Consider the following 24,028-nt stretch of genomic DNA (forward strand, 5'->3'; position numbering starts at 1 on the left):
GGTCGAAACCGTGCCACCCTGGGTGTCATGTGCGGAAGGTATGCGACCACAGCGGACCCGGCCACCCTGGCGGTGGAACTCGATGCGCTCGACGAGACGGACCACTCGGCGCCCGTCGAAGCCGATTACAACGTGGCCCCCACGACCGAGGTGTTGACCGTCGTCGAACGCCACGATCGGGAGAACCCCGACAGCGATCCGACCAAGAGGATTCGGCGGATGCGGTGGGGATTGGTGCCGTCGTGGACCAAGGAACTGGGCAAAGGCCCGGTCCTGTTCAACGCCCGCGCCGACTCGCTGGCGGAGAAGCCGGCGTTTCGGACCGCCTTCAAGTTCAAGCGTTGCCTGGTCCCCATGGACGGGTGGTACGAGTGGCAGACCGAGGCCACCGGCGGGAAAAAGGCAGCGAAGATTCCTTACTACATGCACCCCGACGACGGATCACGGCTGTTCATGGCGGGCGTGTGGTCTGCCTGGCGGGACCCGAGGGTCGAGAACGCGAGCCCCGTCCTGAGCTGCTCGATCGTCACAGTCGACTCTCTCGGTCACCTCGAGCAGGTTCACGACCGCATGCCCCTCGCCCTGCCTCGTGACCGCTGGGAGGCGTGGCTCGATCCCGACAACACCGTCGATTCGGCTCTGCTCGAACCGGTGCCGGACCTCTTCGAGCGGATCGACGTCGATCGAGTCCGGCCGCTGGTCAACAGTGTCAAGAACAACGGGCACGAGTTGATCGAGCCGGACGTCGACCGTGCCGGCGAGCAGATCAGCCTGCTCTAGTGGTCAGCCGAGAGCCCAGGTAACGGTCACCTCGAACGAGACCTGCTGGGTTCCCGGGGCGAGGACCATGTCGGACATCGAGGCGTCGGGAGCGCGCATGGTCTGACCGCCACTCGTGTCGTGTGCCTCGGTGATGGTCACGACGTTCTCGAGCGACGTACCGGACAGATCCGCGTACTGTTCGGCACGGTTCTTCGCGTCCTCGAAGGCCCGGGTGCGAGCGTCGGCCAGAAGCTGAGAGTCGTCGTCGATGGCGAAGGCGACGTTACCGAGCCGTGCCGCGTTTCCACCCGCCGCGATGCCGGCGTCCAGGACAGAAGAGGCCTTGTCGAGATCGCGCACGACGATTCGTACCGAGTTGGTTGCCCGGTAGCCGGTCACGTTGCCGCCGACGAACGGTCCGCCGCTGGCGTCGTACTGCGGCTGGACGGACAGATCGCTTGTCTGCACGTCGTCGGGGGCCACACCGGCGGCGACTACCGCGTCGATCATCTGACGGGCCTTGTCATTCGCCTCCGAGACCGCTCCCGATACATCCGGGGCAACCACCTCGATGCCGATGTCGGCATTGAGGATGTCCGGCGCCCCGCGGACCTGCCCTGATCCGACTACCGTGACTTCCTTGGCGGCATTGTCCGAACTCCCGCAGGCCGTCAGCGAGACGGTGAGGGCTGCCGCTGCAGCGGTCAGTGCAAGAGTTTTCAGGTGTGGTCGCATGGTGAGACCGTAGCGACCGGATACTCAGCCCGCCGCGATTTGCGCCGTGACCGCGCCACTCAACTGCGCGAGGTCCGTCGGAGCCAGCTCGATCTCGAGCCCGCGTCGACCGGCGCTGCAGAGAATGCGGTCCCAGTCGAGCGCCGACGCATCGATCACGGTCGGCAGTTTCTTGCGTTGGCCGAGCGGTGAGATACCGCCGAAGACGTAGCCGCTCGAGCGCTCGGCTTCGGCGCGATCGGCCATGACGGCTTTGCTTGCACCGAGGGCAGCGGCTGCGGCTTTGAGCGAGAGCTTGTTCGGGACCGGCAGGACCGCGACGGCGAGCTTGCCGGTGTCGAGTTTGACGACCAAGGTCTTGAAGATCTGTGCGGCCTCGACTCCTACCAACTCGGCCAGTGCAGTGACCGCCTCGTCGCCGAACGATTCGGCGCGAGGATCGTGGTCGTAGCTGTGAACGCGGTGCGGTGTCTTCGACTTGTCGAGAAGTACGGTCGCAGGGGTCGCTGTTCCGGCCATGAGGAACACCCTATGTGGATCGCCGACAGGTACATCCGACCAGGCCGGGAACAGAGTCGCAGACTCCCGTGTTGGTACCAGTTGATGAAACTTGTCCCGAGAAGCGAAGGAGCGACCGTGCTGGCTGTGTGTGAGCCACCACCGGCCCGTGGGTCGGATCTTCAGTTGGCGGTAACCTTGATCCCTACGGCTAGTGAAGGGATCAGAGTGCTGGAACACGACCGGCCCAAGGACGAACCGTCAGGGGTAACTGAACCTATCGACGGCGCTGTGTCCGAAACGCCCGAAACTGCGGATGAGTTGATTGCCCGGTTCGAGCGCGACGCGCTCCCGCTGCTCGACCAGTTGTACGGCGCTGCCCTGCGCATGACGCGGAATCCGGCTGATGCCGAGGATCTCGTGCAGGAGACGTACGTCAAGGCGTACACCGCTTTCCGTTCGTTCCGTGCCGGTACCAACCTGAAAGCCTGGCTGTACCGGATTCTCACGAACACCTACATCAACTCGTACCGCAAGAAGCAGCGCCAACCCGCGCAGTATCCGACGGACGAGATCACCGACTGGCAGTTGGCTGCCACCGCCGAGCACACCTCGACGGGGCTGCGATCGGCCGAGGTGGAGGCGCTCGACGCGTTGCCTGACGACGACATCAAGGCGGCGCTGCAGTCGCTTCCCGAGGAATTCCGTATGGCCGTGTACTACGCCGATGTCGAAGGATTCCCGTACAAAGAGATCGCGGAGATCATGGGCACACCCATCGGAACGGTGATGTCGCGACTGCACCGTGGTCGCAAGCAATTGCGTGGTCTCTTGGCCGATGTCGCAAAAGACCGGGGATTCAATCGGGACGGCGCGGTCGACACAGCCACAGTCGCAGCCACCGAGACGGAAGGTGTCACACGATGAGTGAGCAGGACGAATTCGAAAGGCTCGACTGCTCGGCAGTCATCGCCGACGTCTGGTTGATGCTCGACGGTGAATGCGACGATTCGAGTCGTGCTCGCCTGCAGCGTCATATCGACGATTGTGGATCGTGCCTCGAGGCCTACGGGATCGAGGAGAAGGTCAAGAGCCTGATCAACCGTAAGTGCGGTGGAGACCACGCGCCGGAAAGCCTGCGTCAGCGGCTCACCGTCGAGTTGCGTCGGACCATCGTCATAACGACTACCGAAACCGACAGCTAGCCCGTCAGCGAAGATCTGAGCGGCAGCAGTCGGAAGGCAGTAACGCCGAGGGGCGGGGAAGCAATGCTTCCCCGCCCCTCGGACGTTTTGTTGCGCTACATGTCAGGCGTTTGGACGCTTGCCATGGTTAGCGGCGTTGCCCTTACGGCTGCGCTTCTTACGACCACGCTTACCCATGATTGGTCTCCCTTCTGTTTCTTTCGCGTCATTGTTTCACGCCGATGCCGGTGTGGTTCCATTGGCAGGTCGATCGAGTGATCCGTCGACGTATTTTCGTGGTCAGAGTGCAGTTCCGACAGAAGTGAGGTTCACGATGGCAGAAGACGTGCGCGCCGAGATGGTTTCGACGGTCTACCAGGTCGTCGTGAGCGAGGGAGACGTCGTTGCGGACGGCGACACCCTGGTCATCCTCGAATCCATGAAGATGGAGATTCCCGTCCTGGCCGAGGTTCCGGGAACGGTGACGACGGTGGGCGTCAAGGTCGGCGACGTGATTCAGCAAGGCGATCTGATCGCCGTGATCTCCTAAGCCGGACGATGTCCACTCTCAGTGACCTCCTCGCCGAACACACCGATCTTCCCGGTGCGGCGGTCGACCATCTCCAGCGCGTCGTGGGGGAGTGGCAACTGCTCGCCGACCTCTCCTTTGCCGACGTTCTCCTGTGGGTGGGCACCGAATCGGAGAAGAACCGATCCGAGGGGACGGTCATCTGCGTCGCGCATTGCCGGCCGACAACGGCATCGACGGCTTTTCCGGAGGACGCGGTCGGAACGGTCGTTTCCGAGTCCGAGCACCCGCAGGTTCTTCGCGCTCTCGTCGAGGGCCGCGTCGTGCGCGGGGAAGACGAGACGTGGCGTGACGGAATGCCGCCGCGTCGGGAAGCCGTTCCGGTGCGTCTGGACGGGCGAGTCATCGCGGTTCTGAGCCGCGACACCAACCTGTCGCACCAGCGAGCGCAGAGTCCGCTCGAGCTCGCGTATCTCGATTGCGCCGAAGACCTGTGTCAGATGATCAGCGACGGAACCTTCCCGATCCGAGAATCGCGCTCCGACACGAACTCGAGCCCACGTGCGGGCGACGGCTTCATCCGTCTCGATACCGAAGGCACCGTCGTCTATGCCAGCCCGAACGCGCTCTCGGCCTATCACCGGATGGGTCTGAGTTCGGATCTGGTGGGCCAAGACCTCGCGGCGTTGACCCGTTCGTTGGTCACCGACCCGTTCGAGTCTCAGGAAGCTGCGGGATACATCCGAGATACGTTGGCGGACAAGCCCGGTCGCCGTATGGAGATCGAGGCGCGCGGGGCGACCGTTCTGCTGCGAGCCCTGGTTCTCAAGCCGGGCGGCCGGCATGTCGGTGCGGCGGTCGTCGTCCGCGACGTCACCGAGGTCAAGCGTCGTGATCGCGCTCTCCTGAGCAAGGACGCAACCATCCGCGAGATTCACCATCGAGTGAAGAACAACCTGCAAACCGTCGCGGCGCTTCTGCGTCTACAGGCCAGGCGAACCGGCAACGACGAAGCGCGACAGGCGTTGACCGAGTCCGTGAGGCGCGTGACGTCCATCGCCCTCGTTCACGACACCTTGTCGATGTCGGTGGACGAAGAGGTGGATCTCGACGAGGTGATCGACCGGTTGGTTCCCATGCTCTCCGATGTCGCGGGAGTGGGTGTGCCGGTGGCGATTCGGCGTGAGGGCAGTTTCGGAGTGTTCTCCGCCGAGCGCGCCACCCCGCTGGTCATGGTGCTGACGGAGTTGGTGCAGAACGCGATCGAGCACGCTTTCGATCCGGGAGTGACCGGCACGGTCACACTCAGCGCCGAGCGTTCTGCGCGCTGGTTGGACGTGATCATCCACGACAACGGGCGCGGCCTGCCGGAGAACTTCGACCTCGAGAAGTCCGATCGGCTCGGACTCCAGATCGTGCGGACTTTGTTGGGCGCCGAACTCGGTGGCTCGCTCGGACTGCACCCGGGAAGCGGTGGCGGCACCGACGCGGTTCTGCGCGTGCCGCTCGGTAGACGCACTGCGCGTTACTGATTCGAGCAGCGTTAGCGATTCGAGCAGACAAAAAGCCCGACACCATGTGGTGTCGGGCTGTCGTCTTCGACTGTGCGGAGGGGCTGTTCTCCGCCGCGAGTCGAACGTCTCGGTTCTACCTAGACGGAAGTGCGTGCACGGGTACGTGCGTTACGACGCTTGAGTGCGCGGCGCTCGTCTTCGCTCATTCCGCCCCAGACGCCTGCATCCTGACCGGACTCGAGAGCCCAGGACAGGCACTCGGCGGTGACGGGGCAGCGGTTGCAGACAACCTTGGCATCAGCGATCTGAGCGAGGGCCGGTCCACTGTTTCCCACCGGGAAGAACAGTTCGGGATCCTCGTCGCGACAGATTGCGTTGTGGCGCCAGTCCATCTTTTTTCGCTCCTTAATTGGGTGTGTATTCACACCATTTGGTACCAATGAGTTTGTGTGTGCGTCATCAATGTTTCCGCACTGTTACTTGTGAATGCTTTCACGAACTCGCGGTATGTCAATAGGTTTGAACGGGTTCGTGGGCCAACTCACTAATTTGTGACACACCTGACGGCCACCTGGGCGTCACCGGCATTTTACCCGATTTCGACTATTCGGCACCAGAGTTTTTGCAGGTCAAACGTGTTGCCTGACTCACGTCGGAATCGGTGCGAACACTTCCAGTGCATCCGGGACCGAGGTGAATTCGACTTTTTCGCGAAGTCCGATGTAGTCGCCGTCCATCTGCAGTCCGATCGGTCGCGACGATTCGATGGTGATTGTCGGGACGTCGTCGGTGCGTAGAAGGACCTTCGATTTCGGTTCTGCGCCGCGTGCGAGGAGCTGTCGCACAACCCGCAGAGACGGTAGGACTTTGGTGCTCGTCATAGCGAAGATGCCGAGTCCACTGTCGAAGGTCGTTCCCGGATTGGTGTGTACGGGACGCTCTTCCAGATATGTCCACGGGCTCGAGTTCGACACGAACGCGTAGTGGACTCCGGAGACGGGATCCTGATCGGGGAGGTGGACTGTCAGGGCGGGCTCGGCTCGCTTGGCACGGAAGAACGCCGCGATTGCGGTTCGGACATACCGGGCGGGTGTGGCGGCGTCACCGTTCTTACGGCTGGCGTCGACGGCCTCGCATACATCGGCGTCGAGGCCCATTCCGGCGTTGAACGTGAACCAACGGTTGTCGCAGTGTGCGAGCCCGATTCGGCGTCTCGTTCGTTCCGAGAGTAGATCGACGAGTTGGTTTGTGGCGTCGATCGGGTCGGCGGCAATACCGAGTGAGCGCGCGAAAACGTTTGCCGAGCCTCCCGGGACGACAGCGATCGTCGGGATCGGACCGACCGGAACCGATTTCATCGACGCGGGATGCGGTGACCCGAGCAGTCCGTTGACCACTTCGTTGACCGTTCCGTCGCCGCCGTGGACGATCACCGAGCCGAAGCCGTCTTCGTGGGCTTGGCGCGCCAGTTCGGCAGCGTGTCCCCGATGTGTGGTGTGCGCCACAGTAAGTCGCACCCGACTCTCGAGGGCGTGTGCCAACAGGTCACGACCGGCAGCGGTGGTGGAGGTGGCATTGGGGTTGACGATCAGCAGTGCGCGCACGGGGCATGAGCCTATCCGGTGTCGTGTTCTAGGCTGGCCTCGTGCCGAATACCGCCAGTCCGAACGCCCTGCCCAAGACAGTCACATGGGCAGGTGCCCTCGTGACGCTGCAAGGGCTGGTTGCCGCCGGGTTCGCGATCGTCGCAGTAATTCGCGGCGCGACCGGCCACGATCAGAGCGTCACCAACGGATACGGATTTGCCGCGTGGGTCGCGATCCTCGGCGGCGCGGTGTTGGCAGCCGGTATCGCCTTGCTGACGGGTCGCCGGTGGGGCCGGGCAATCGCCGTCGTCGCGCAGTTGCTGCTCCTACCGGTCGCCTGGTCGCTCCTGACCGATTCGCATCAGGTGCCGCTCGGCATCGTTCTGGGTGTCGTCGTTCTCGGCGCTCTGGGCTGCCTGTTCTCGGCTCCGACGTCTCGATGGATGGCAGCGGAGTACGGAGCGTACGCAGACGAGGTGTCGCCGGAAGAGGGACACCCGGACGAGACCGAAGAGCCGCGGGACAAGTAGGACGGAACGCCTACCCTGCTTCAGTCCTACTCAGCTTCGGCGGCAAGAGCTCCGAGGTGGGTGCCGGTCAGGCGATACGTGGTCCACTCCGTCTTCGCGTCGGCACCGAGTGACTCGTAGAACTTGATCGAGGGCGTGTTCCAGTTGAGCACCGACCAGGACAGCCGGGTGTAGTCGTTGTCGGTGCACTCCTTGGCGAGCGCGGCCAGAAGAGCCTTTCCGTGGCCTGATCCGCGCTGGCTGGGCTTGACGTACAGGTCTTCGAGGTAGATGCCGTGGGCGCCGTCCCACGTGGAGAAATTGCGGAACCACAGCGCCATGCCGACGACGTCGTCAGCCGAATTCACAGCGACGTGCGCGAAGGCCGTCGCGGCCGGCCCGAACAATGCCTCGCCGATCTGTTCCGCCTTCACGGTGCACTCGTCGAGGGCCTTCTGGTAGTCCGCCAACTCGTAGATCATGTCGGTGATCGGCTGGACGTCTGCGGGCGTGGCGCGTCGGATCATGGGGAGAATCTTAAGCCTCAAGCCTCCACGAGCGGCGGCACGTTGTGATGGACGAGGTGGCTGGCGCCGTGCTCGTAACCGAGAACCGTGTAAGCGCCCGGGAACAACGCGAAACGCTTTCCTTCGGTGACCGGGAGCTCGAGCCAGCGGGCGATGAGCGCGCGTGAGAAGTGGCCGTGCCCGATCAGGATCACGTCCCGCTCGGGTAGCTGCGAACGCACCATCGACAGCACCATGTCGGTGCGGGCATGGATCTGATCGGTCTGCTCGCCGCCGGGGCACGGGTGTGTCCAGACGGTCCAATCGGGCACCGTTGCGCGGATCTCGGGCGTCGTGAGGCCTTCGTAGTCGCCGTAGTCCCATTCGGAAAGTGCATCCCAGGTTCGCTCTTCCGGCAGGCCGGCGAGATCACCCGTCAACTGTGCGCGCAGCCGCGGACTCGTCAGAATCATGGGGTTCCGGAGGTCGAGGGTTCGCAAGCGATTTCCGGTCGCGGTTGCCTGCATCTCGCCGAGCGGAGTCAGCGGAACCTCGGTCCGGCCCGTGTGTTTCCCGGTGCGTGCCCACTCGGTTTCACCGTGGCGCATGAGTACGACGCGAGCACCGAGGGGGATCGACGAGGGGGCGGACTGGGAGGTCATGTCGACCATCATTGCAGGCTGCCTCGCGTGTGTAGCTCGCCTCCTGGCGCGAAGTGCGCAAGGATCTACGTGTGACGACGGTTCTCGCAGTGGCGAATCAAAAGGGCGGCGTGGCTAAAACCACTACCGTCGCTTCTCTCGGTGCGGCTTTGTCCGCGCTCGGACAACGAGTTCTGGTGGTGGATCTCGACCCGCAGGGCTGCCTGACGTTCTCGCTCGGACACAACCCCGATCGCCTCGAGCGTTCGGTCAACGAGGTCCTGGCGGGTGATCTCGACGCGGTCGACGCCGTGCTCAAAACGGACGACGGTATGGATCTCCTGCCGGCCACCATCGATCTCGCGGGCGCCGAAGCGCTGCTCCTGATGCGACCCGGTCGAGAGTTCGCGCTCAAGCGGGCGCTGTCTCCGCTCCTGGGTTCTTACGACGTCATCATCATCGACTGCCCACCGTCGTTGGGTGTGCTCACACTCAACGGATTGACTGCGGCGCAGTCGGTTCTGGTTCCACTGCAATGCGAAACCCTCGCACACCGCGGCGTCGGACAGCTGCTGCGTACGGTTCGCGAAGTCCAAGCCATCACCAACCCGGATCTTGTTCTGCTCGGCGCACTTCCGACTCTGTACGACGCTCGAACCACGCACAGTCGCGACGTACTCGCTGACGTCAGTGACCGCTACTCCCTCGCCGTTCTGGCGCCGCCGATTCCACGGACCGTCAAGTTCGCCGAGGCCTCTGCTTCCGGCGCGACGGTCCTTGCCGGGCGAAAGAACAAGGGCGCGGATGCCTATCGAGAACTCGCCGACAATCTCGTAAAGCATTGGGCTGGAAATGAAGTCGTGACTTTCGCGCCGGAACTGGCGCTCTGAGGAAGGCGAGAGCTTCTAGCGCAGCGCGAACAAGGTATCGCCGCGCTGTTCCAGAATCGTCTCGCCCGCACTGGCGAGCACGATCGGCGTCGTCGTCTCACCGCGGTCGACTGCGATCATGCGCTGCACCGCTCCGTCCGACGGGCTGACGGCTGCAATGCCGCCCGGAACGGGGATGAGCATCTGACCGGCGACCATGCTTCCGGGCCCTGACGTTCCGTTGACGATCCACGTCGGAGCCAGGTCGCTCAGGCGGAGGTTGACCGTCTGAGAGCCGGTCCACCACGTGATCGAAGCCTTGTCGGCGTGGGTGCGGGCCCCTTCGGTCACCGCTCCCTCGATCGGATAGTCGACGATCGGATTGCCGGTTCCGTCGAAAATGGTGATGCGAGAAGCGGTTCCGTTGGCGGCAGGGAGGTAGACCGCCGTCTTCTCGCCGGCCACGGCAAGAAGGCGGGCGCCTTCGGAGCCGAGGAGAATCGAGGATCCGTATTCTTCGGGTTCCTGGGCGTCCTTCGGTGCGGGGTTCATCACCGTCAACCTGTTGGAGGCTTCACCCGGGCAACGCTCGAGTACCGAGACTCGGTTGGCGCTCGACGCAGCGTCGAGCAGCGTGCATCCGGTGCGGGGTTGCTTGTTGGGATTGACCTTCGCGTCGACCCGGCCGTACTCGAGAGTTCGGACGAGGTCCGAGCGCCACAGTTCCATTCGCTCACTGCCGCGTGAGATCAGATAGGTGCCGTCCGCCGACAAGGTGACCGCGGAATCGGCGTCGCTGTTGCGCTGGTCCTTTCGGGCGCCGGTGTCGGCGACCAGTGACGTGACCTGAGAGCAACCGCGATTGTCCTGATAGACGCTGACGACGCGATCCCACGAACCGATCGCACCGCACAGGGGAATGTTGCGCGCGTATCGCCACACTTCTTCGCCTGTTGCCGGGTCGCGGCCGATCACGTCGGAACCGTCGGCGGTGACGACGGCATTTCCGACGGTGATGGGTGCCGTCGAGTCGGCACTGGGAGATTCCCACGTCTGCTTCAGGATGTCGGGTAACAACACCGACGTCGACAGAGGTGGGAGTGGAGATTCGGCGGTGACCGAGGTGGTTCCGCGCGCATCACTGCGCAACCACACCACGGTCACCGCCACGATTACGGCCAGCGCGATTGCCAGCGCACCGATCACATCTGAGCGAGTACGCCTTTCGGGAGCCAGCACATCGGCAGCTTACTCTGCGGCGCCTGCCGTCGCGGAAGCCGCGGGGCGACGACGCCGACGGCGACGCGGCTTGGCCGCTCCGTCTTCGTCCGAGTTCTCGGTAGCGGTTGCAGCCGGTGCCGAAGGGGGAGCTGTGGTGGCGCCGGCGGTGGTGGACGTCGCGGCGTCGGTCGAAGCACCGGCGCGGGTACGGCGGCGAGTCCGGTTGCGACGAGGCGCGGCCTTCTCTTCGTTGCCGTCGGCGTCGGCCGTCTTCGGCGCGTCTGCTTTGTCCGTTGCTGCCTTGTCGGTTGCAGCCTTCTCAGGGGCGGCCTTGGCCCTGCGAACAGTGCCCTTGGCGTCAGCCGGAATCGACAGCTCTTCGTAGAGGTGCGGCGAGCTCGAGTACGTCTCGACCGGATCGGGGATTCCGAGGCTCAGTGCCTTGTCGATGAGCTGCCAGCGAGGAATGTCGTCCCAGTCGACCAGCGTGACGGCGATACCGGTGCGTCCGGCGCGGCCGGTGCGACCGATGCGGTGGACGTAGGTCTTCTCGTCCTCGGGGCACTGGTAGTTGATGACGTGGGTGACATCGTCGATGTCGATGCCGCGTGCGGCGACGTCGGTGGCGACCAGCACGTCGACCTTGCCGTTGCGGAAGCCCTTCAGGGCCTTCTCGCGGGCAATCTGTCCGAGGTCACCGTGGACGGCACCGACGGAGAAACCGCGCTCGGCGAGATCGTCGGCGACTTTCTGGGCTGTGCGCTTGGTGCGGGTGAAGATCATCGTCGCGCCGCGGCCTTCGGCCTGCAGAACACGGGCGACCATCTCGGCCTTGTCGAGAGCGTGCGCACGGTAGATGTGCTGGCTCGTGCGGTCGTGCACTGCGGAGGATTCGGCTTCCTCGGCGCGAATGTGCGTCGGCTGCGTCAGGAAGGTGCGAGCCAGGGTGATGATCGGGCCGGGCATCGTGGCGGAGAAGAGCATCGTCTGACGCTTGTCGGGGACCATGCCCATGAGGCGTTCGATGTCGGGGAGGAATCCGAGGTCGAGCATTTCGTCGGCCTCGTCGAGGACGAGAACGCCCACTTTGCCCAGGATCAGGTGCGACTGGTTGGCCAGGTCGAGCAGGCGACCCGGGGTGCCGACGACAACGTCGACGCCCTTCTGCAGTGCCGAGATCTGCGCCTCGTACGGCCGACCGCCGTAGATGGGCAGAACCTGGAGACCTCGGTCGCCGACTCGGAGGTACTTGCTGGCGTTCTCGAGGTCGCGAGCGACCTGGATGCACAGTTCGCGGGTGGGAACGATGATCAGAGCGCGAGGCGTGCCGTCGAGGACAGCCGTGCCGTTCTCGGCGGTGACGATGCGATGCAGGAGCGGGACGCCGAAACCGAAGGTCTTGCCCATTCCGGTGCGGGCCTGACCGATGAGGTCGTCACCGGCGAGAGCCAACGGAAGGGTGAGTTCCTGGATGGCGAAGGTGCGCTCGATGCCGATCTCGTTCAGTGCGCGGACGATTTCGTCGCGTACACCGAGTTCGGCGAAGCTCGGGGGTACATGGGTGTCGTCGAGCTGGACGGAAACGGTGTTCTCGGTTGCTTCGTCTTCGTGGTCGACAGTGATCTTGCTCAGGGGACTAGCCTTTCCTCGTGGCGGTACGCACGCACAAGGTAAGGGGCCAGGCCGTAAATCGGCCGATGTCGATGCCCTCTTTTTCTTCGGTCATGCCTACGCCTCAGCACTGAATTCCACTCGGACGAATTCGAACCGTCCGGAGATCTCGGCGAAGCGGGCAACAACCGTCGATGCAGGTGCGCGCACATTATCGGTGGGGTCCGCGTGAGCACAGTCGTGTCGGCTGACCTAAAGCAGCCGTCCCGGCTAACCATAAGAGCCGGGGGAACTGGCGAACTCCCAAGACCATTGTAGCTGCACGTTGTCCGCCCCTCGCGATGACATGTCGAAGATCACCGAATCGGACATGCGGTCCTTGGCGGTCGCGTCGGCCGTCGAAGCACTACAGTTCGTAGTCATGGGCGCACACGATCTTGATGCTTCGACGGACGCTGGAACCGGAGGCCGAGTCGCTTCCGATCACCCCGGCGTGATCGATTTGTTTGCCGTTCTCGCCTACGGCGAGATTTCGGCGTTCTACCGGTTGGCGGAGGACGCACAAATGGCACCGGACCTGCGAGGCAAGGTGGCGTTCGCCAGCATGGCCGCCGCCGAGATGGACCACTTCGAGACTCTGGAAACGGCGCTGACGGAACGTGGCCACGAGATCTTTGCCGTCATGGACCCGTTCGTTCGTGCTCTCGACAATTATCACGCGTCGACGACACCGTCGACGTGGCTGGAATCGCTCGTGAAGGCGTACGTCGGCGACGGAATCGCTGCCGATTTCTACCGCGAGATCGGGCACTCCCTCCCGGCGGATGTCGCCGAGATCGTCGAGGACGTGCTGTCCCAGACGGGCCACTCGGAGTTCGTGGTGCTCGAGGTGAAGGCAGCAGTGGAGGCCAGCACCCGCGCCAAGGACCGGCTGATGTTGTGGGGACGCCGTCTTCTGGGTGAAGCAATCACGCAGGCGCAGTTCGTGCTGGCGCAGCGTGAGGACCTCACGGATCTGGTGATCTCGGCCTCGGGTGACCTCAACGGAGTTGTCGCGTTGTTCGACGGTATGCAGGCAAAGCACGCCGAGCGGATGGCGATTCTCGGACTCGTCTAGGTGCCTGTTCGCTCTGGGCACAGCGTGCAGAGGAGCGTGGGCGGTCGCTGCTGCATTAGCCTTGCGTCGACAACGGATGTAATTCACGAACAGTTCGGAGGTTGACCGTGGAGGTCAAGATCGGTGTAATCGACAGCCCGCGTGAGCTCATCGTCAACAGCGAACAGACCCCTGACGAGGTCGAGACACTGGTCGCGGCTGTCCTCGGTGGCCGCGAGCCGGTTCTGGCTCTCGTCGACGACAAGGGCCGCAAGTTCCTGGTGCAGGCTTCTCGTGTGGCGTACGTGGAGATCGGTCCGTCCGATATCCGCAAGGTCGGATTCGCGCCTACCGTCTGACGCGTAGCCGTAAAAGCAGAATGGGCGGGCAGTCGTGAGACTGCCCGCCCATTCTCGTTCGGGTTCCGGTTACTTGGTTTCGGCCTGCAGCGGCACGTGTGAGAGACCGCCCCACGCCAGTGTCACGGTGATTTCCACGGCCTCTTCCTTGGGGATCGGCCGCGCGGCTTCGAGCCAGTACCGCGCCGTGAACTGGCTGGCACCGACTAGACCGACCGCAAGAATGCGCGCGCGATACGGATCGAGTCCGGAATCCTGACTGACCAGGTCGAACACGGCGTCGACGCAGGCTTCGGTGGCTTGTTCCACGCGTGTCTGGACCTGAGGTTCGCCCATGATGTCGGACTCGAACACCAGGCGGAAGCCCTGCGAGTCGTTGTCGACGAAGTCGAAGAACGCCTGGACTGCGGCGCGGACACGCTGTTTGTTGTCCGTCGTCGATCGCAGGGCTTGGCGTACGCCCGAGATGAGGCTGTCGACATAACTCTGCAGGACTGCGACATACAATTCGAGCTTGCCTGGAAAGTGTTGGTACAGGACTGGCTTGCTGACACCGGCACACTCGGCGATCTCGTCCATGCCGGCCGAGTGGTACCCGTTCGCGACGAATACCTCACTTGCAGCTGCGAGGAGCTGGAGGCGGCGCGCATCGCGGGGGAGTCGGGTGCTGCGACGTGTTCCGGCAGGCTTGCCAGCCGTTGTACCGCGATCGGAGTCTGTCCGATCCGCGAGTTCTGTCATGTCGCTTCCAATCTGAGCAAAAGTAAATTCGGTCGGCGCGCGGATCCGCGAGTCGCGTGTGCGTACCCGCCAGTATCCTCCGTCACACCGGTCGTAGCCGAATGAACGATACCGTGTGTCGCCCGGGCGAGTCGCGCGTGCCTCGGTGAGCGAGACCAGCGGTCTTTCTCGTTACATGACGGGTTGCCATGACACGCCAGGACCAGCATGTTTCGGTCAGCCCGGGCGAGCGACTTGCCGTGTGTGAGATTCTGGACGACGTGACTGACCCAGGGGGACCGCGCATGCGTGGACGAACTACGCAGAACCCTGAACGTGAGGAACGTCGAATGCGTAGCGGAACTGGAGCGCCCCGCGACGAACGTCGGCCAGAGGTGCCGGATGATCGTGCCTACGGCGAACGCGACTATCGCGGCATTTCCTCCCATCAGCCCTTGCGTGCCCAGTGGGATCCGACCAAACGAGAAGTGGGCCGAACCCCGCGTAATCCGCGGCCCGACCGGGCAGCGCGAAAGCAGAGCAAGCTCGGGCGCTTCGTCTCGACCTACGGTTGGCGGGCCTACGCGATTCCGGTTCTCGTGGTGCTCACCATCCTTGTGATCGTCGACGCAGTACGTCCGGACGCCACGGACACCGCGAGCAAGACGTCGGCCACTGCCGACCTCGCCCACAGCACCGACGGAACCGACGTCATCGGTGCGCCGCCGGCCGGAGACGGAACCTTTGCGTCGTCGATACCGTCCGGCGCTCTCCCCGACGGTGGTCCGTTCACCGTCGCGGGCGGCGGAACGTGGCACGTCGTACCGGGTACGACGGGCAAGGTCGGACAGGGAACCGAACGCGAGTTCACGTACACGGTCGAGATCGAGGACGGCGTCGACACGACCGGTTTCGGCGGTGACGAATCGTACGGACGCATGGTCGATCAGACACTGGCCAACCCGAAGAGTTGGACCAATGACCCCAAGGTCGCGTTCCGGCGCGTCGACGCAGGCGAGCCGGACTTCCGGATCTCCTTGACCTCGCAGATGACTATCCGTGAAGGCTGCGGATACGAGATCGAACTCGAAGGATCCTGCTACAACCCGAGCATGGACCGAGTCCTGCTCAACGAACCGCGCTGGGTGCGAGGCGCCATTTCGTTCCAGGGTGACATCGGCTCGTATCGGCAGTATCAGATCAATCACGAGGTCGGCCATGCCATCGGATACGCCGCCCATCAGCCTTGCGAGACCGAAGGTGGACTCGCACCGATCATGATGCAGCAGACCTTCGGAACCGCGAACAACGACATCGCTAGGCTTGATCCCGAGGGCGTCGTTCCGATGAACGGACTCACGTGCCGCTTCAATCCGTGGCCGTACCCCCGAGCGTGACCGGATCGAGAATCCCTGATCTCGTCTTGAACTAGGAGTGTTTCGCGGTGTCTGCAACACCCGTCGTATTGCCACCACTGGTGGAGCCGGCAGCCGAGTTGAGCCGGGAGGAAGTTGCCAGATACAGCCGGCACCTGATCATCCCGAACGTGGGCATGACCGGCCAGAAGCGGCTCAAGAATGCGCGAGTCCTGTTCATCGGCGCCGGTGGATTGGGTTCGCCTGCACTGCTCTATCTCGCGGCCGCAGGAGTGGGCACCATCGGGATCGTCGAGTTCGACGAGGTCGACATGTCGAACCTGCAGCGTCAGGTGATTCACGGACGCTCCGACGTCGGACGCCCGAAGGCGGTCAGCGCGAAGGAGTCGATTCTCGAGATAAACGAGCACGTCGACGTCCGGTTGCACGAATTCCGCCTGGACAACTCCAACGCGGTCGAACTGTTCTCGGAGTACGACCTGATCCTGGACGGTACGGACAACTTCGCGACGCGGTACCTCGTCAACGATGCCGCCGTCATCGCCGGAAAGCCGTACGTGTGGGGCTCGATCTACCGCTTCGAAGGGCAGGTCTCGGTCTTCTGGGAAGACGCCCCGGACGGCGCGGGACTGAATTATCGCGATCTTTACCCGGAGGCGCCGCCGCCCGGCATGGTCCCCTCGTGCGCCGAGGGCGGTGTTCTCGGAGTCCTGCCTGCGACCGTCGGTTCGATCATGGCGACCGAGGCGGTCAAGCTCATCACGGGGATCGGCGAACCGCTTCTCGGGCGCCTGATGATCTACGACGCTCTTGCGATGACGTTCCGGACGATCCGCCTTCAGCGTGATCCGACCCGCGTGCCGGTCACCGCCTTGATCGACTACGACGCGTTCTGCGGTGTCGTGTCCGAAGAGGCGAGCGCTGCTGCTGTCGGCTCGACGATCACGGCGCCGGAGTTGGAGGCCATGATCGGCGAGGGACGATCGATCGAGCTGGTAGACGTACGAGAACCGGTTGAATGGGACATCATGCATCTGCCGGGGGCGGTGCTGATCCCGAAGGACCGCATCCTTTCCGGTGAAGCTCTGGCGACGTTGCCGCAGAACAAGCAGATAGTTCTGTACTGCAAAACCGGCATTCGTTCGGCCGAGGCACTGGCCTTTCTCAAGAACGCCGGTTTCTCCGACGCAGTTCATGTTCAAGGTGGCGCGATCGCCTGGGCGAACCAGGTGGATGCGAGTCTGCCGGTCTACTAGGCGCGCCTCGCGGGAGGCGGCGCCGCGCACCGGTAGCGTTGGGGTGTGAGCACAGGCCAACCTCCCCAGCACGTGTGCTCCACCTTCGGCCTCCGTGAAGTCGATCCCATCCCACTCGGTGCGGATTGGGACGGCGGGTGGCTGTGTGGAGACGTCGTCCTTTCAGCAGTCGCGGATCATGCCCGCGCAGCGTGGTCGGCGAAGGTGCGAGAGAACCTCGAAGTCGACGGCGTTCGGCTGGCTCGACCGGTGCGTTCGACCGACGGTCGTTACGTCGTCTCGGGCTGGCGCGCTGACACATTCATCGTCGGATCGCCGGAACCACGTCACGACGAAGTGGTCTCGATGTCCTGCCGACTGCATGCGGCGACGGCCTCGCTCGAGCGCCCGCGCTTCCTTGCACAACCGCCGGTGCCGCCGTGGGCCGAGGTCGACGTATTCGTCGCCGCTGATCGCGCGGCATGGGAAACGGTTCCGCTGAGGATCGCGAAGGGCGTCGAGCAACTCGAGACGCCCACTCCTGACGGTCGCAAAAGTCTGGAACTGATTGCCGGGCTCGCTACTTTGCGGAAGCCGGTGCAGAGCCCGGACCAGCTCGTGCACGGCGATCTGTTCGGGACGGTGCTGTTCTCGGGCAGTATGGCCCCCGGAATCACCGACATCACGCCGTATTGGCGACCGGCTGCGTGGGCCGCTGCCGTCGCTGTGGTCGACGCGATCTCGTGGGGCGGTGCCGACGAGGCACTGGTCGGCCGGTGGGAAGACCTTCCCGAGTGGCCGCAGATGCTTCTACGTGCGGTGATGTTCCGCTTGGCAGTTCATGTTCTGCATCCCCGCTCGACGGCGGACGCGTTCCCGGGGTTGGCCCGTACTTCCGACATCGTGCGCTTGCTGCTCTAGATCGGGGCGCCGGTACCGAAGTCCGAGACCAGGCCCTCGAACAGCTCGCGTGCGGCGTTCGAGGCGGCCACGGTGTTTCCGTCGACGACAGCGTTGACGAGGTTCGCGTGCTGCGAGTGGAATCCTTCGCCGGTTGCATCGATGTGCTGTTGGATCGTGGTCTCGATGACCGGGAGCAGGGAGTCGTAGAACTCCAGGTAGACCTCGTTGTGGCTGGCCGCGACGATTGCTCGGTGCAGGGCGACGTCAGCGGTGGTGGCAGCGTCGATGTCCTGACCCTCCCATGACGCGGTGCGAAGCTCGAGTAGTCGCGTCAGTTCGGCGATGTCGTCTTCGGTTCGCCGTGCGGCGGCGAGGGTGGCTGCAGTGATGTCGAGTGCGCGCCGAAGTTCGAGTACGTCCCGTTGGTGGGCACCGGCAAAGTAGTTGCCGAGAGTGCCACCGAGGTCGGAGACAGCAACGACGTAGGTACCCGATCCCTGACGACGTTCCAGCATTCCGGCGTGAACAAGCGCCTGGACCGCCTCGCGCACGGTATTGCGACCGGTCCCGGTCAGCTCCGACAGTTCCGGTTCGGTGGGGATTTTGGAACCGATCGGCCAGGTCCCGCTCCGGATCTCGTTGCGGAGTTGTTCGGTGACCTGCGAGATGAGACTTGCGCGTCGAACGGGTTGCACGTGGTTGTTTCCTCGGGTCCGGGTAAGTGGTGTGAATGTGACGTAAGATTACCGCGCTTGTGCGAGTTCGTCCGGTCATCCTATGATTTGCCGGTGACTGCTCAACTGGAGAGAACCGAAACCCGCTCGTTGATACAAGGCCGTGTGCTCGTCTTCGCAGCGATTGCGATGTCTGCGCTCGTACTTCGACTTGCGGTGACCTCGTTCTCGCCCTTGGCGGCCGAGATTCGCGACGAGATCGGCTTCTCCGCCTCGATCGTCGGTGTCTTCGGCATGGTTCCGACCGCAATGTTCGCCATCTTCGGTCTCATCACTCCCGCCATCGCGAAACGTATCGGGCTCGAGCGAACGGCCCTCGTCGCGATGCTCATGGCCGGCGTCGGAATGCTGTTGCGCGCCATGATGTCTCAGACATGGTCGTTGCTGGCCCTCTCGGCTTTGGCACTGGCAGGCATGGGAATCGGCAATGTCGTGATCCCGCCGTTGGTCAAGCGGTACTTCTCGGATCGCCTCGCCACCATGAGTTCGGTCTACATCGTGGCCGTGCAGATCGGCACCATCGTTCCGGCGTTCGTCGCAGTCCCGGTTGCCGACGCCTTCGGGTGGCGGTTCTCGATCGGCTGGTGGTCCGCCTTCGGCTTCGCCGCAGCAGTGCCGTGGTTGATCACCCTCGCTCGCTCGCGCAAGGCTCGCGCGAACGCAGCCGGGTCCGTCGAGAATGCATCGGATTCGGTTGCGGCAGTGGCAGAACAGCCACGCGGTCAGGTCTGGCGTTCTCCCGTGGCCTGGGGGATGGCCGGCATGTTCGGCATGACCTCACTGATCACGTATTCGATGTTCACGTGGATTCCCTCGATCCTTCGTGACGCCGGAGCCAGTGATGCCTTCGGCGGAACGATGGTCGGAATGTTCTCGGTGATCGGGCTCGTCGCAGCGTTCGGTGCGCCGACCCTGTGCGCCCGCATGGCCAATCCCTTCCCTGTCGTGATCGCGTGTGCCGTCTGCTACCTGGTCGGCATGGGCGGGCTGTACTTTGCCCCGATGGCGGCGCCGGTCGTGTGGGTTGTCGTCCTGGGCCTCGGTCCGAGCACGTTCCCGATGTCGCTCACGCTGATCAACCTGCGTACTCGTTCGCACATCGGTTCCTCGGCACTGTCCGGCTTCACCCAGGGCATCGGCTACTCCGTTGCCTGCCTCGGTCCGCTCCTGTTCGGCGTTTTCCACGACGTGTCCGGTGGATACGCTGCGCCGTTCGGCCTGCTCGTCGTCGCTGTGATCGTGGTGCTCCTGGGCGCCTACCAGGCATGCAAGCCTCGGATGCTCGAGGATTCCTGGCACGCACCTGCGAAAAACTAGCTCACACCCGGTCTTGTTACCGGGTGAGGATCAATTGACTTCGCGGTCATCGCACGCAGCACCGGCGCAATAACCGTTTTCTACCTTTGGGTCTCCAACATATTCAGGAGGCCCTGGTGAGTCATTACATCGAGCATTGGGATGCAGAGGACGTCGACGCCTGGGAATCCGGCGGCAAGGACATCGCGAAGCGGAACCTGATCTGGTCAGTGGTAGCCGAACACGTCGGCTTCTCGATCTGGTCGATCTGGTCCGTGATGGTGTTGTTCATGCCGACGGATATCTACGGCATCGACGCGGCCGGAAAGTTCTTCCTCGTCGCAGTGCCCACACTTGTCGGGTCGGTCCTCCGCATTCCATACACGGTTGCCACCGCACGGTTCGGTGGTCGCAACTGGACCGTCATGAGTGCGCTGTTCCTCTTCGTACCAACACTTCTCACGCTCTACCTGATGATGAATCCGGGTGCGTCGTACACCACGTTCATGTTGGTAGCGGCCACTGCAGGTATCGGCGGCGGCAACTTCGCGTCGTCGATGACCAACATCAATGCCTTCTACCCGCAACGCCTCAAGGGGTGGGCGCTCGGTCTCAATGCCGGCGGCGGCAACATCGGTGTGCCGATGATCCAGCTGATCGGTCTGCTGGTGATCGCCACCGTCGGTAACCGTGCTCCGTGGATCGTGTGCGCTGTCTATCTCGTGTTCATTGCCGCTGCTGCCGTCGGTGCCGCGCTGTTCATGGACAACCTGGGCAACCAGAAGTCGGACCTGCGCTCGATGGCCAAGGCACTCAAGTTCTCCGAGTCGTGGGTGATCAGCTTCCTGTACATCGGTACGTTCGGTTCCTTCATCGGATTCAGCTTCGCCTTCGGTCAGGTTCTGCAGATCAACTTCCTCGCCGGCGGTGCCACTCCGGCCGCGGCCGCGCTGCATGCAGCCCAGATCGCCTTCATCGGTCCTCTCCTCGGTTCGATCGCTCGCCCCCTCGGCGGCAAGCTGGCCGACCGGATCGGCGGCGGCAAGATCACCATGTGGACGTTTGTCGCCATGGCATTCGCTGCATCGATTCTCGTGACGGCCGGAACGATGGACGACAACACCGCGGGCGTCGCCAGCGCCGGAATCATGGTGACATTCGTTCTCGGATTCATCGCCCTGTTCCTGCTCTCCGGCATCGGAAACGGATCCGTTTACAAGATGATCCCGGCGATCTTCGAGGCGAAGGCTCAGAGCTTCGATCACATGGATCGAAGCGAGAAGGCAACGTGGTCGCGCAGTATCTCCGGTGCTCTCATCGGATTTGCCGGTGCGGTAGGCGGTTTGGGCGGCGTAGGCATCAACCTGGTGCTGCGCGCGTCGTACAGCAGCCCCGCGAAGTCGGCGACCATGGCCTTCTGGGTGTTCCTGGCCTTCTACATCGCCTGCATCGCAGTCACCTGGTTCGTCTTCCTGCGCAAGCCGTCGACGCTGACCACAGACGTCGACGAGGCGAAGGTCGCAGTCACGGCGTGAGCGGTCCGCAGAATCTCAGAACTATCTCGTACCTCAGGAAGTAGGCGTCATGAGCAAGTCGGTTGTTGTCATCGGACACGGAATGGTCGGACACCGATTCGTCGAGGCACTGCGTTCGCGCGACGAAGCGAACAACTGGTCGGTGACCGTACTCTGCGACGAGCAGTACGCAGCGTACGACCGAGTCGGGCTGTCCTCGTACGTCGGAGCGTGGGACCCCAAGGAATTGGCACTGGCCGGCAACGATTACGTCGGCGACAGCCTGGTCGACCTCCGAGTGGGGGAAGGCGCGCTCTCGATCGACAAAGATGCACGCACGGTCACGACGACAACCGGCGAGACGATCTCCTACGACGCTCTGGTGATGGCGACCGGTTCGTATCCGTTCGTGCCTCCCGTACCGGGGCACGACGGCGACGGATGTTTTGTCTACCGCACCCTCGACGACCTCGACGGTATCCGGGCCGCCGCCGAGAAGGCGGGTCCTGGCGCTGTCGGCGTCGTGGTGGGCGGCGGTCTTCTCGGACTCGAGGCCGCAAATGCTCTCTCGCTCATGGGAATGACGGCACATGTCGTCGAACACAATGCGCGATTGATGCCGATGCAGGTCGACGAGGGCGGCGGCGCACTGCTCGCTCGCCTCGTCACCGAACTCGGTCTCACCGTTCACACCGGAGTCGGGACGGCGGGAATCTCGCAGGCCGACAACGGAATCGTGGTCGAACTATCCGACGGCTCCACCATCGACGCGTCGCTGCTCGTCTTCTCCGCCGGAGTTCGTCCGCGTGATCAGCTGGCCCGCGACGCCGGCATCGCAGTGGGGGAGCGCGGCGGCATCCTGACCGACCTCGGCTGCGTGACTTCGGACGAGAACATCTATGCCGTCGGAGAATGTGCTGCGGTGGAAGGCCGTTGCTACGGTCTGGTTGCTCCCGGCTACACGACGGCCGAGATCGTGGCCGATCGTCTGCTCGGCGGCGCCGCGGATTTCCCGGGCGCCGACATGTCCACCAAGCTCAAGCTCATGGGCGTCGACGTCGCCAGTTTCGGTGACGCGATGGCGACCTCACCCCGAGCTCTCGAAGTTGTCCTCAGCGACGCGTCCAAGGGGACGTACGCGAAGCTCGTGGTCTCCGATGATGCGAAGATCCTGCTCGGCGGCATTCTTGTCGGTGACGCGTCGGCCTACGCGTCGCTGCGCCCGCTGGTCGGTCGCGAACTACCCGGTGACCCGGCGACATTGATCTCGCCTGCGGGGGAGAAGCCGGGTGCAGGCTCGCTGCCCGACGATGCCGAGGTGTGCTCGTGCAACGCGGTGACCAAGGGAGCCATCTGCGGCGCAATCGCGGCCGGCGCATGCGACATTGCTTCGGTGAAGGCGTGCACCAGCGCCGGAACCACCTGTGGCGGTTGCCTTCCCACTGTGAAGCAGCTGCTGGCCGATTCCGGCGTCGTGATGTCGAAGGCACTGTGCGAACATTTTGCGCAATCGCGGGCCGAGTTGTTCCAGATCGTGCAGTCGACGCAGACCAGAACCTTCTCGGCGCTGATCGCCAAGTACGGTAAGGGCGCCGGTTGCGACATCTGCAAGCCCGTAGTCGCTTCGATTCTGGCATCGACGGACTCCGATCACATCCTGCACCGCCAGCAGGCGTCGTTGCAGGACACCAACGATCACTTCCTCGCGAACATCCAGAAGAACGGTACGTACTCCGTGGTACCTCGTATGCCTGGCGGCGAGGTCACGGGTGAGCAGCTCATCGTCATCGGTGAGGTGGCGCGTGACTTCGGCTTGTACACGAAGGTGACCGGCGGTCAGCGCATCGACTTGTTCGGGGCTCGTGTCGAACAGTTGCCCGCGATCTGGAAGCGTCTCGTCGACGCCGGGATGGAATCGGGTCAGGCGTACGGCAAGTCCCTGCGGACGGTCAAGAGCTGCGTCGGTTCGAGCTGGTGCCGCTACGGCGTTCAGGACTCGGTGGGAATGGCCGTCGACCTCGAGAACCGCTACCGCGGCCTGCGTTCGCCGCACAAGATCAAGTTCGGCGTCTCGGGATGTGCTCGTGAATGCGCCGAAGCGCGTGGCAAGGACGTCGGCGTCATCGCGACGGAGAACGGTTGGAATCTGTATGTGGGTGGCAACGGCGGACAGTCGCCCAAACACGCTCAGCTGCTTGCCGGAGGCCTCGACGACGCAACCTTGGTCAAGTACATCGACCGCTACCTCATGTTCTACATCCGCACCGCCGATCGCCTGCAGCGCACGGCGCCGTGGGTCGAATCACTCGAAGGCGGACTCGATCACCTCAAGGCTGTGATTTGTGAAGACAGCCTGGGAATCGGCGAAGAACTCGAGGCTCTGATGGCCAAGCACGTCGAGGGCTACCAGGACGAATGGGCTGGTGTGCTGGGTGATCCGGAGAAGTTGTCGAGGTTTGTCTCGTTCGTCAACGCACCGGAGAAAGCCGACCCGACGGTTGTGTTCGACGAGACCGGAGTGCGCAAGGTTCCAGTCCTGATGGGTATGCCGAGCATCCCTACGCGCCGGTAATAGTCGCGTAACCCGTGGGAAACACGGGGTCCGTAGAAACGTAGACAAGAACCCGCGC

At 63.5% G+C, this 24,028-nt stretch carries 25 protein-coding genes; 15 read left to right on the forward strand and 10 right to left on the reverse strand.

What is annotated here, in order from left to right:
• The first annotated feature begins 27 nt into the window (after nt 1-27).
• Nucleotides 28-780: an SOS response-associated peptidase gene (locus RA302_RS10815; RefSeq protein WP_020969226.1), complete on the forward strand. Its 753-nt coding sequence runs from the start codon at nt 28-30 to the stop codon at nt 778-780.
• Nucleotides 781-783: 3 nt separating this feature from the next.
• Here the strand turns inward: RA302_RS10815 and RA302_RS10820 are convergent, their stop codons facing one another.
• The gene (locus tag RA302_RS10820; protein WP_338480599.1) at nt 784-1,497 is read right to left on the reverse strand and encodes an SIMPL domain-containing protein; all 714 of its coding nucleotides are present in this window, start codon (nt 1,495-1,497) and stop codon (nt 784-786) included.
• Nucleotides 1,498-1,521: 24 nt separating this feature from the next.
• Nucleotides 1,522-2,016, reverse strand: coding sequence for a Cys-tRNA(Pro) deacylase (ybaK, locus tag RA302_RS10825; protein WP_338480601.1), 495 nt, complete (start codon nt 2,014-2,016; stop codon nt 1,522-1,524).
• A 258-nt stretch (nt 2,017-2,274) separates the two neighbouring features.
• On the opposite strand from ybaK, the gene RA302_RS10830 reads away from it, so the two are divergent.
• The 4 genes from RA302_RS10830 to RA302_RS10845 all read left to right on the forward strand — a co-directional run bounded on the left by RA302_RS10830 (nt 2,275) and on the right by RA302_RS10845 (nt 5,240).
• The gene (locus RA302_RS10830; protein WP_085989606.1) at nt 2,275-2,922 is read left to right on the forward strand and encodes a sigma-70 family RNA polymerase sigma factor; all 648 of its coding nucleotides are present in this window, start codon (nt 2,275-2,277) and stop codon (nt 2,920-2,922) included.
• Nucleotides 2,919-3,200, forward strand: a complete 282-nt coding sequence (gene rsrA / locus RA302_RS10835) for a mycothiol system anti-sigma-R factor (protein ID WP_003940722.1) — start codon at nt 2,919-2,921, stop codon at nt 3,198-3,200. The genes RA302_RS10830 and rsrA overlap by 4 nt, the downstream gene beginning before the upstream one ends.
• 313 nt (nt 3,201-3,513) lie before the next feature.
• Nucleotides 3,514-3,729 carry a biotin/lipoyl-binding carrier protein gene (locus RA302_RS10840; RefSeq protein ID WP_007731208.1) on the forward strand — a complete coding sequence of 72 codons (216 nt, stop codon included), beginning with the start codon at nt 3,514-3,516 and terminating at the stop codon, nt 3,727-3,729.
• 8 nt (nt 3,730-3,737) lie between these two features.
• Nucleotides 3,738-5,240 (forward strand): histidine kinase N-terminal domain-containing protein, encoded by a 1,503-nt coding sequence (locus RA302_RS10845; protein ID WP_211917000.1) that lies wholly within the window; start codon nt 3,738-3,740, stop codon nt 5,238-5,240.
• A gap of 119 nt (nt 5,241-5,359) precedes the next feature.
• Here RA302_RS10845 and RA302_RS10850 read toward each other — a convergent pair whose 3' ends face one another.
• A complete protein-coding gene (locus RA302_RS10850) occupies nt 5,360-5,614 on the reverse strand; it encodes a WhiB family transcriptional regulator (protein ID WP_003940950.1) in 255 nt (84 codons plus the stop codon).
• Between the two features lie 255 nt (nt 5,615-5,869).
• Nucleotides 5,870-6,826 carry a diacylglycerol kinase family protein gene (locus tag RA302_RS10855; RefSeq protein ID WP_020969228.1) on the reverse strand — a complete coding sequence of 319 codons (957 nt, stop codon included), beginning with the start codon at nt 6,824-6,826 and terminating at the stop codon, nt 5,870-5,872.
• Nucleotides 6,827-6,867: 41 nt separating this feature from the next.
• Here RA302_RS10855 and RA302_RS10860 point away from each other — a divergent pair, with 41 nt between their 5' ends.
• Nucleotides 6,868-7,338, forward strand: coding sequence for a hypothetical protein (locus tag RA302_RS10860; protein ID WP_020907115.1), 471 nt, complete (start codon nt 6,868-6,870; stop codon nt 7,336-7,338).
• Between the two features lie 26 nt (nt 7,339-7,364).
• Here RA302_RS10860 and RA302_RS10865 read toward each other — a convergent pair whose 3' ends face one another.
• Complete coding sequence (locus tag RA302_RS10865) at nt 7,365-7,844, reverse strand: GNAT family N-acetyltransferase (RefSeq protein ID WP_003940724.1); 480 nt, start codon at nt 7,842-7,844, stop codon at nt 7,365-7,367.
• Nucleotides 7,845-7,861: 17 nt separating this feature from the next.
• Entirely contained in the window at nt 7,862-8,485 is a 624-nt protein-coding gene (locus tag RA302_RS10870) for an acid phosphatase (protein ID WP_019747801.1), read from the reverse strand.
• Between the two features lie 71 nt (nt 8,486-8,556).
• Between RA302_RS10870 and RA302_RS10875 the strand changes: the two genes are divergently transcribed.
• Nucleotides 8,557-9,354: an AAA family ATPase gene (locus RA302_RS10875; protein ID WP_003940948.1), complete on the forward strand. Its 798-nt coding sequence runs from the start codon at nt 8,557-8,559 to the stop codon at nt 9,352-9,354.
• 15 nt (nt 9,355-9,369) lie between these two features.
• On the opposite strand, the gene RA302_RS10880 is transcribed toward RA302_RS10875, so the two are convergent.
• Complete coding sequence (locus RA302_RS10880) at nt 9,370-10,572, reverse strand: PQQ-binding-like beta-propeller repeat protein (protein ID WP_070796174.1); 1,203 nt, start codon at nt 10,570-10,572, stop codon at nt 9,370-9,372.
• Nucleotides 10,573-10,581: 9 nt separating this feature from the next.
• Nucleotides 10,582-12,186: a DEAD/DEAH box helicase gene (locus tag RA302_RS10885; RefSeq protein ID WP_030244557.1), complete on the reverse strand. Its 1,605-nt coding sequence runs from the start codon at nt 12,184-12,186 to the stop codon at nt 10,582-10,584.
• Nucleotides 12,187-12,586: 400 nt separating this feature from the next.
• Between RA302_RS10885 and RA302_RS10890 the strand changes: the two genes are divergently transcribed.
• The gene (locus RA302_RS10890) at nt 12,587-13,282 is read left to right on the forward strand and encodes a ferritin-like fold-containing protein (RefSeq protein WP_029255047.1); all 696 of its coding nucleotides are present in this window, start codon (nt 12,587-12,589) and stop codon (nt 13,280-13,282) included.
• Nucleotides 13,283-13,389: 107 nt separating this feature from the next.
• The gene (locus RA302_RS10895) at nt 13,390-13,620 is read left to right on the forward strand and encodes a DUF3107 domain-containing protein (protein ID WP_003942312.1); all 231 of its coding nucleotides are present in this window, start codon (nt 13,390-13,392) and stop codon (nt 13,618-13,620) included.
• A 69-nt stretch (nt 13,621-13,689) separates the two neighbouring features.
• Here RA302_RS10895 and RA302_RS10900 read toward each other — a convergent pair whose 3' ends face one another.
• On the reverse strand, nt 13,690-14,361 hold the full coding sequence (locus tag RA302_RS10900; protein WP_003942309.1) for a TetR/AcrR family transcriptional regulator: 672 nt from the start codon (nt 14,359-14,361) through the stop codon (nt 13,690-13,692).
• Between the two features lie 374 nt (nt 14,362-14,735).
• Between RA302_RS10900 and RA302_RS10905 the strand changes: the two genes are divergently transcribed.
• From RA302_RS10905 to RA302_RS10915, 3 genes are read left to right on the forward strand one after another with little or no spacing between them, the layout of a single operon-like run.
• On the forward strand, nt 14,736-15,737 hold the full coding sequence (locus RA302_RS10905; protein WP_019747807.1) for a DUF3152 domain-containing protein: 1,002 nt from the start codon (nt 14,736-14,738) through the stop codon (nt 15,735-15,737).
• A gap of 47 nt (nt 15,738-15,784) precedes the next feature.
• Nucleotides 15,785-16,972: an adenylyltransferase/sulfurtransferase MoeZ gene (moeZ, locus tag RA302_RS10910; protein ID WP_019747808.1), complete on the forward strand. Its 1,188-nt coding sequence runs from the start codon at nt 15,785-15,787 to the stop codon at nt 16,970-16,972.
• Nucleotides 16,973-17,017: 45 nt separating this feature from the next.
• Nucleotides 17,018-17,872 (forward strand): TIGR02569 family protein, encoded by an 855-nt coding sequence (locus RA302_RS10915; protein WP_007731227.1) that lies wholly within the window; start codon nt 17,018-17,020, stop codon nt 17,870-17,872.
• On the opposite strand, the gene RA302_RS10920 is transcribed toward RA302_RS10915, so the two are convergent.
• Nucleotides 17,869-18,549 (reverse strand): FadR/GntR family transcriptional regulator, encoded by a 681-nt coding sequence (locus RA302_RS10920; protein WP_020907120.1) that lies wholly within the window; start codon nt 18,547-18,549, stop codon nt 17,869-17,871. The genes RA302_RS10915 and RA302_RS10920 overlap by 4 nt on opposite strands.
• Nucleotides 18,550-18,642: 93 nt before the next feature.
• On the opposite strand from RA302_RS10920, the gene RA302_RS10925 reads away from it, so the two are divergent.
• The 3 genes from RA302_RS10925 to nirB all read left to right on the forward strand — a co-directional run bounded on the left by RA302_RS10925 (nt 18,643) and on the right by nirB (nt 23,970).
• Complete coding sequence (locus RA302_RS10925) at nt 18,643-19,905, forward strand: MFS transporter (RefSeq protein ID WP_070796175.1); 1,263 nt, start codon at nt 18,643-18,645, stop codon at nt 19,903-19,905.
• 113 nt (nt 19,906-20,018) lie between these two features.
• Nucleotides 20,019-21,419 carry a nitrate/nitrite transporter gene (locus RA302_RS10930; protein ID WP_085989607.1) on the forward strand — a complete coding sequence of 467 codons (1,401 nt, stop codon included), beginning with the start codon at nt 20,019-20,021 and terminating at the stop codon, nt 21,417-21,419.
• Nucleotides 21,420-21,468: 49 nt separating this feature from the next.
• Entirely contained in the window at nt 21,469-23,970 is a 2,502-nt protein-coding gene (gene nirB / locus RA302_RS10935; RefSeq protein WP_338480615.1) for a nitrite reductase large subunit NirB, read from the forward strand.
• Nucleotides 23,971-24,028 lie beyond the last annotated feature (58 nt).

It is taken from the genome of Rhodococcus sp. DN22, from assembly GCF_036669995.1.
GTDB classification, from domain to species: domain Bacteria; phylum Actinomycetota; class Actinomycetes; order Mycobacteriales; family Mycobacteriaceae; genus Rhodococcus_F; species Rhodococcus_F erythropolis.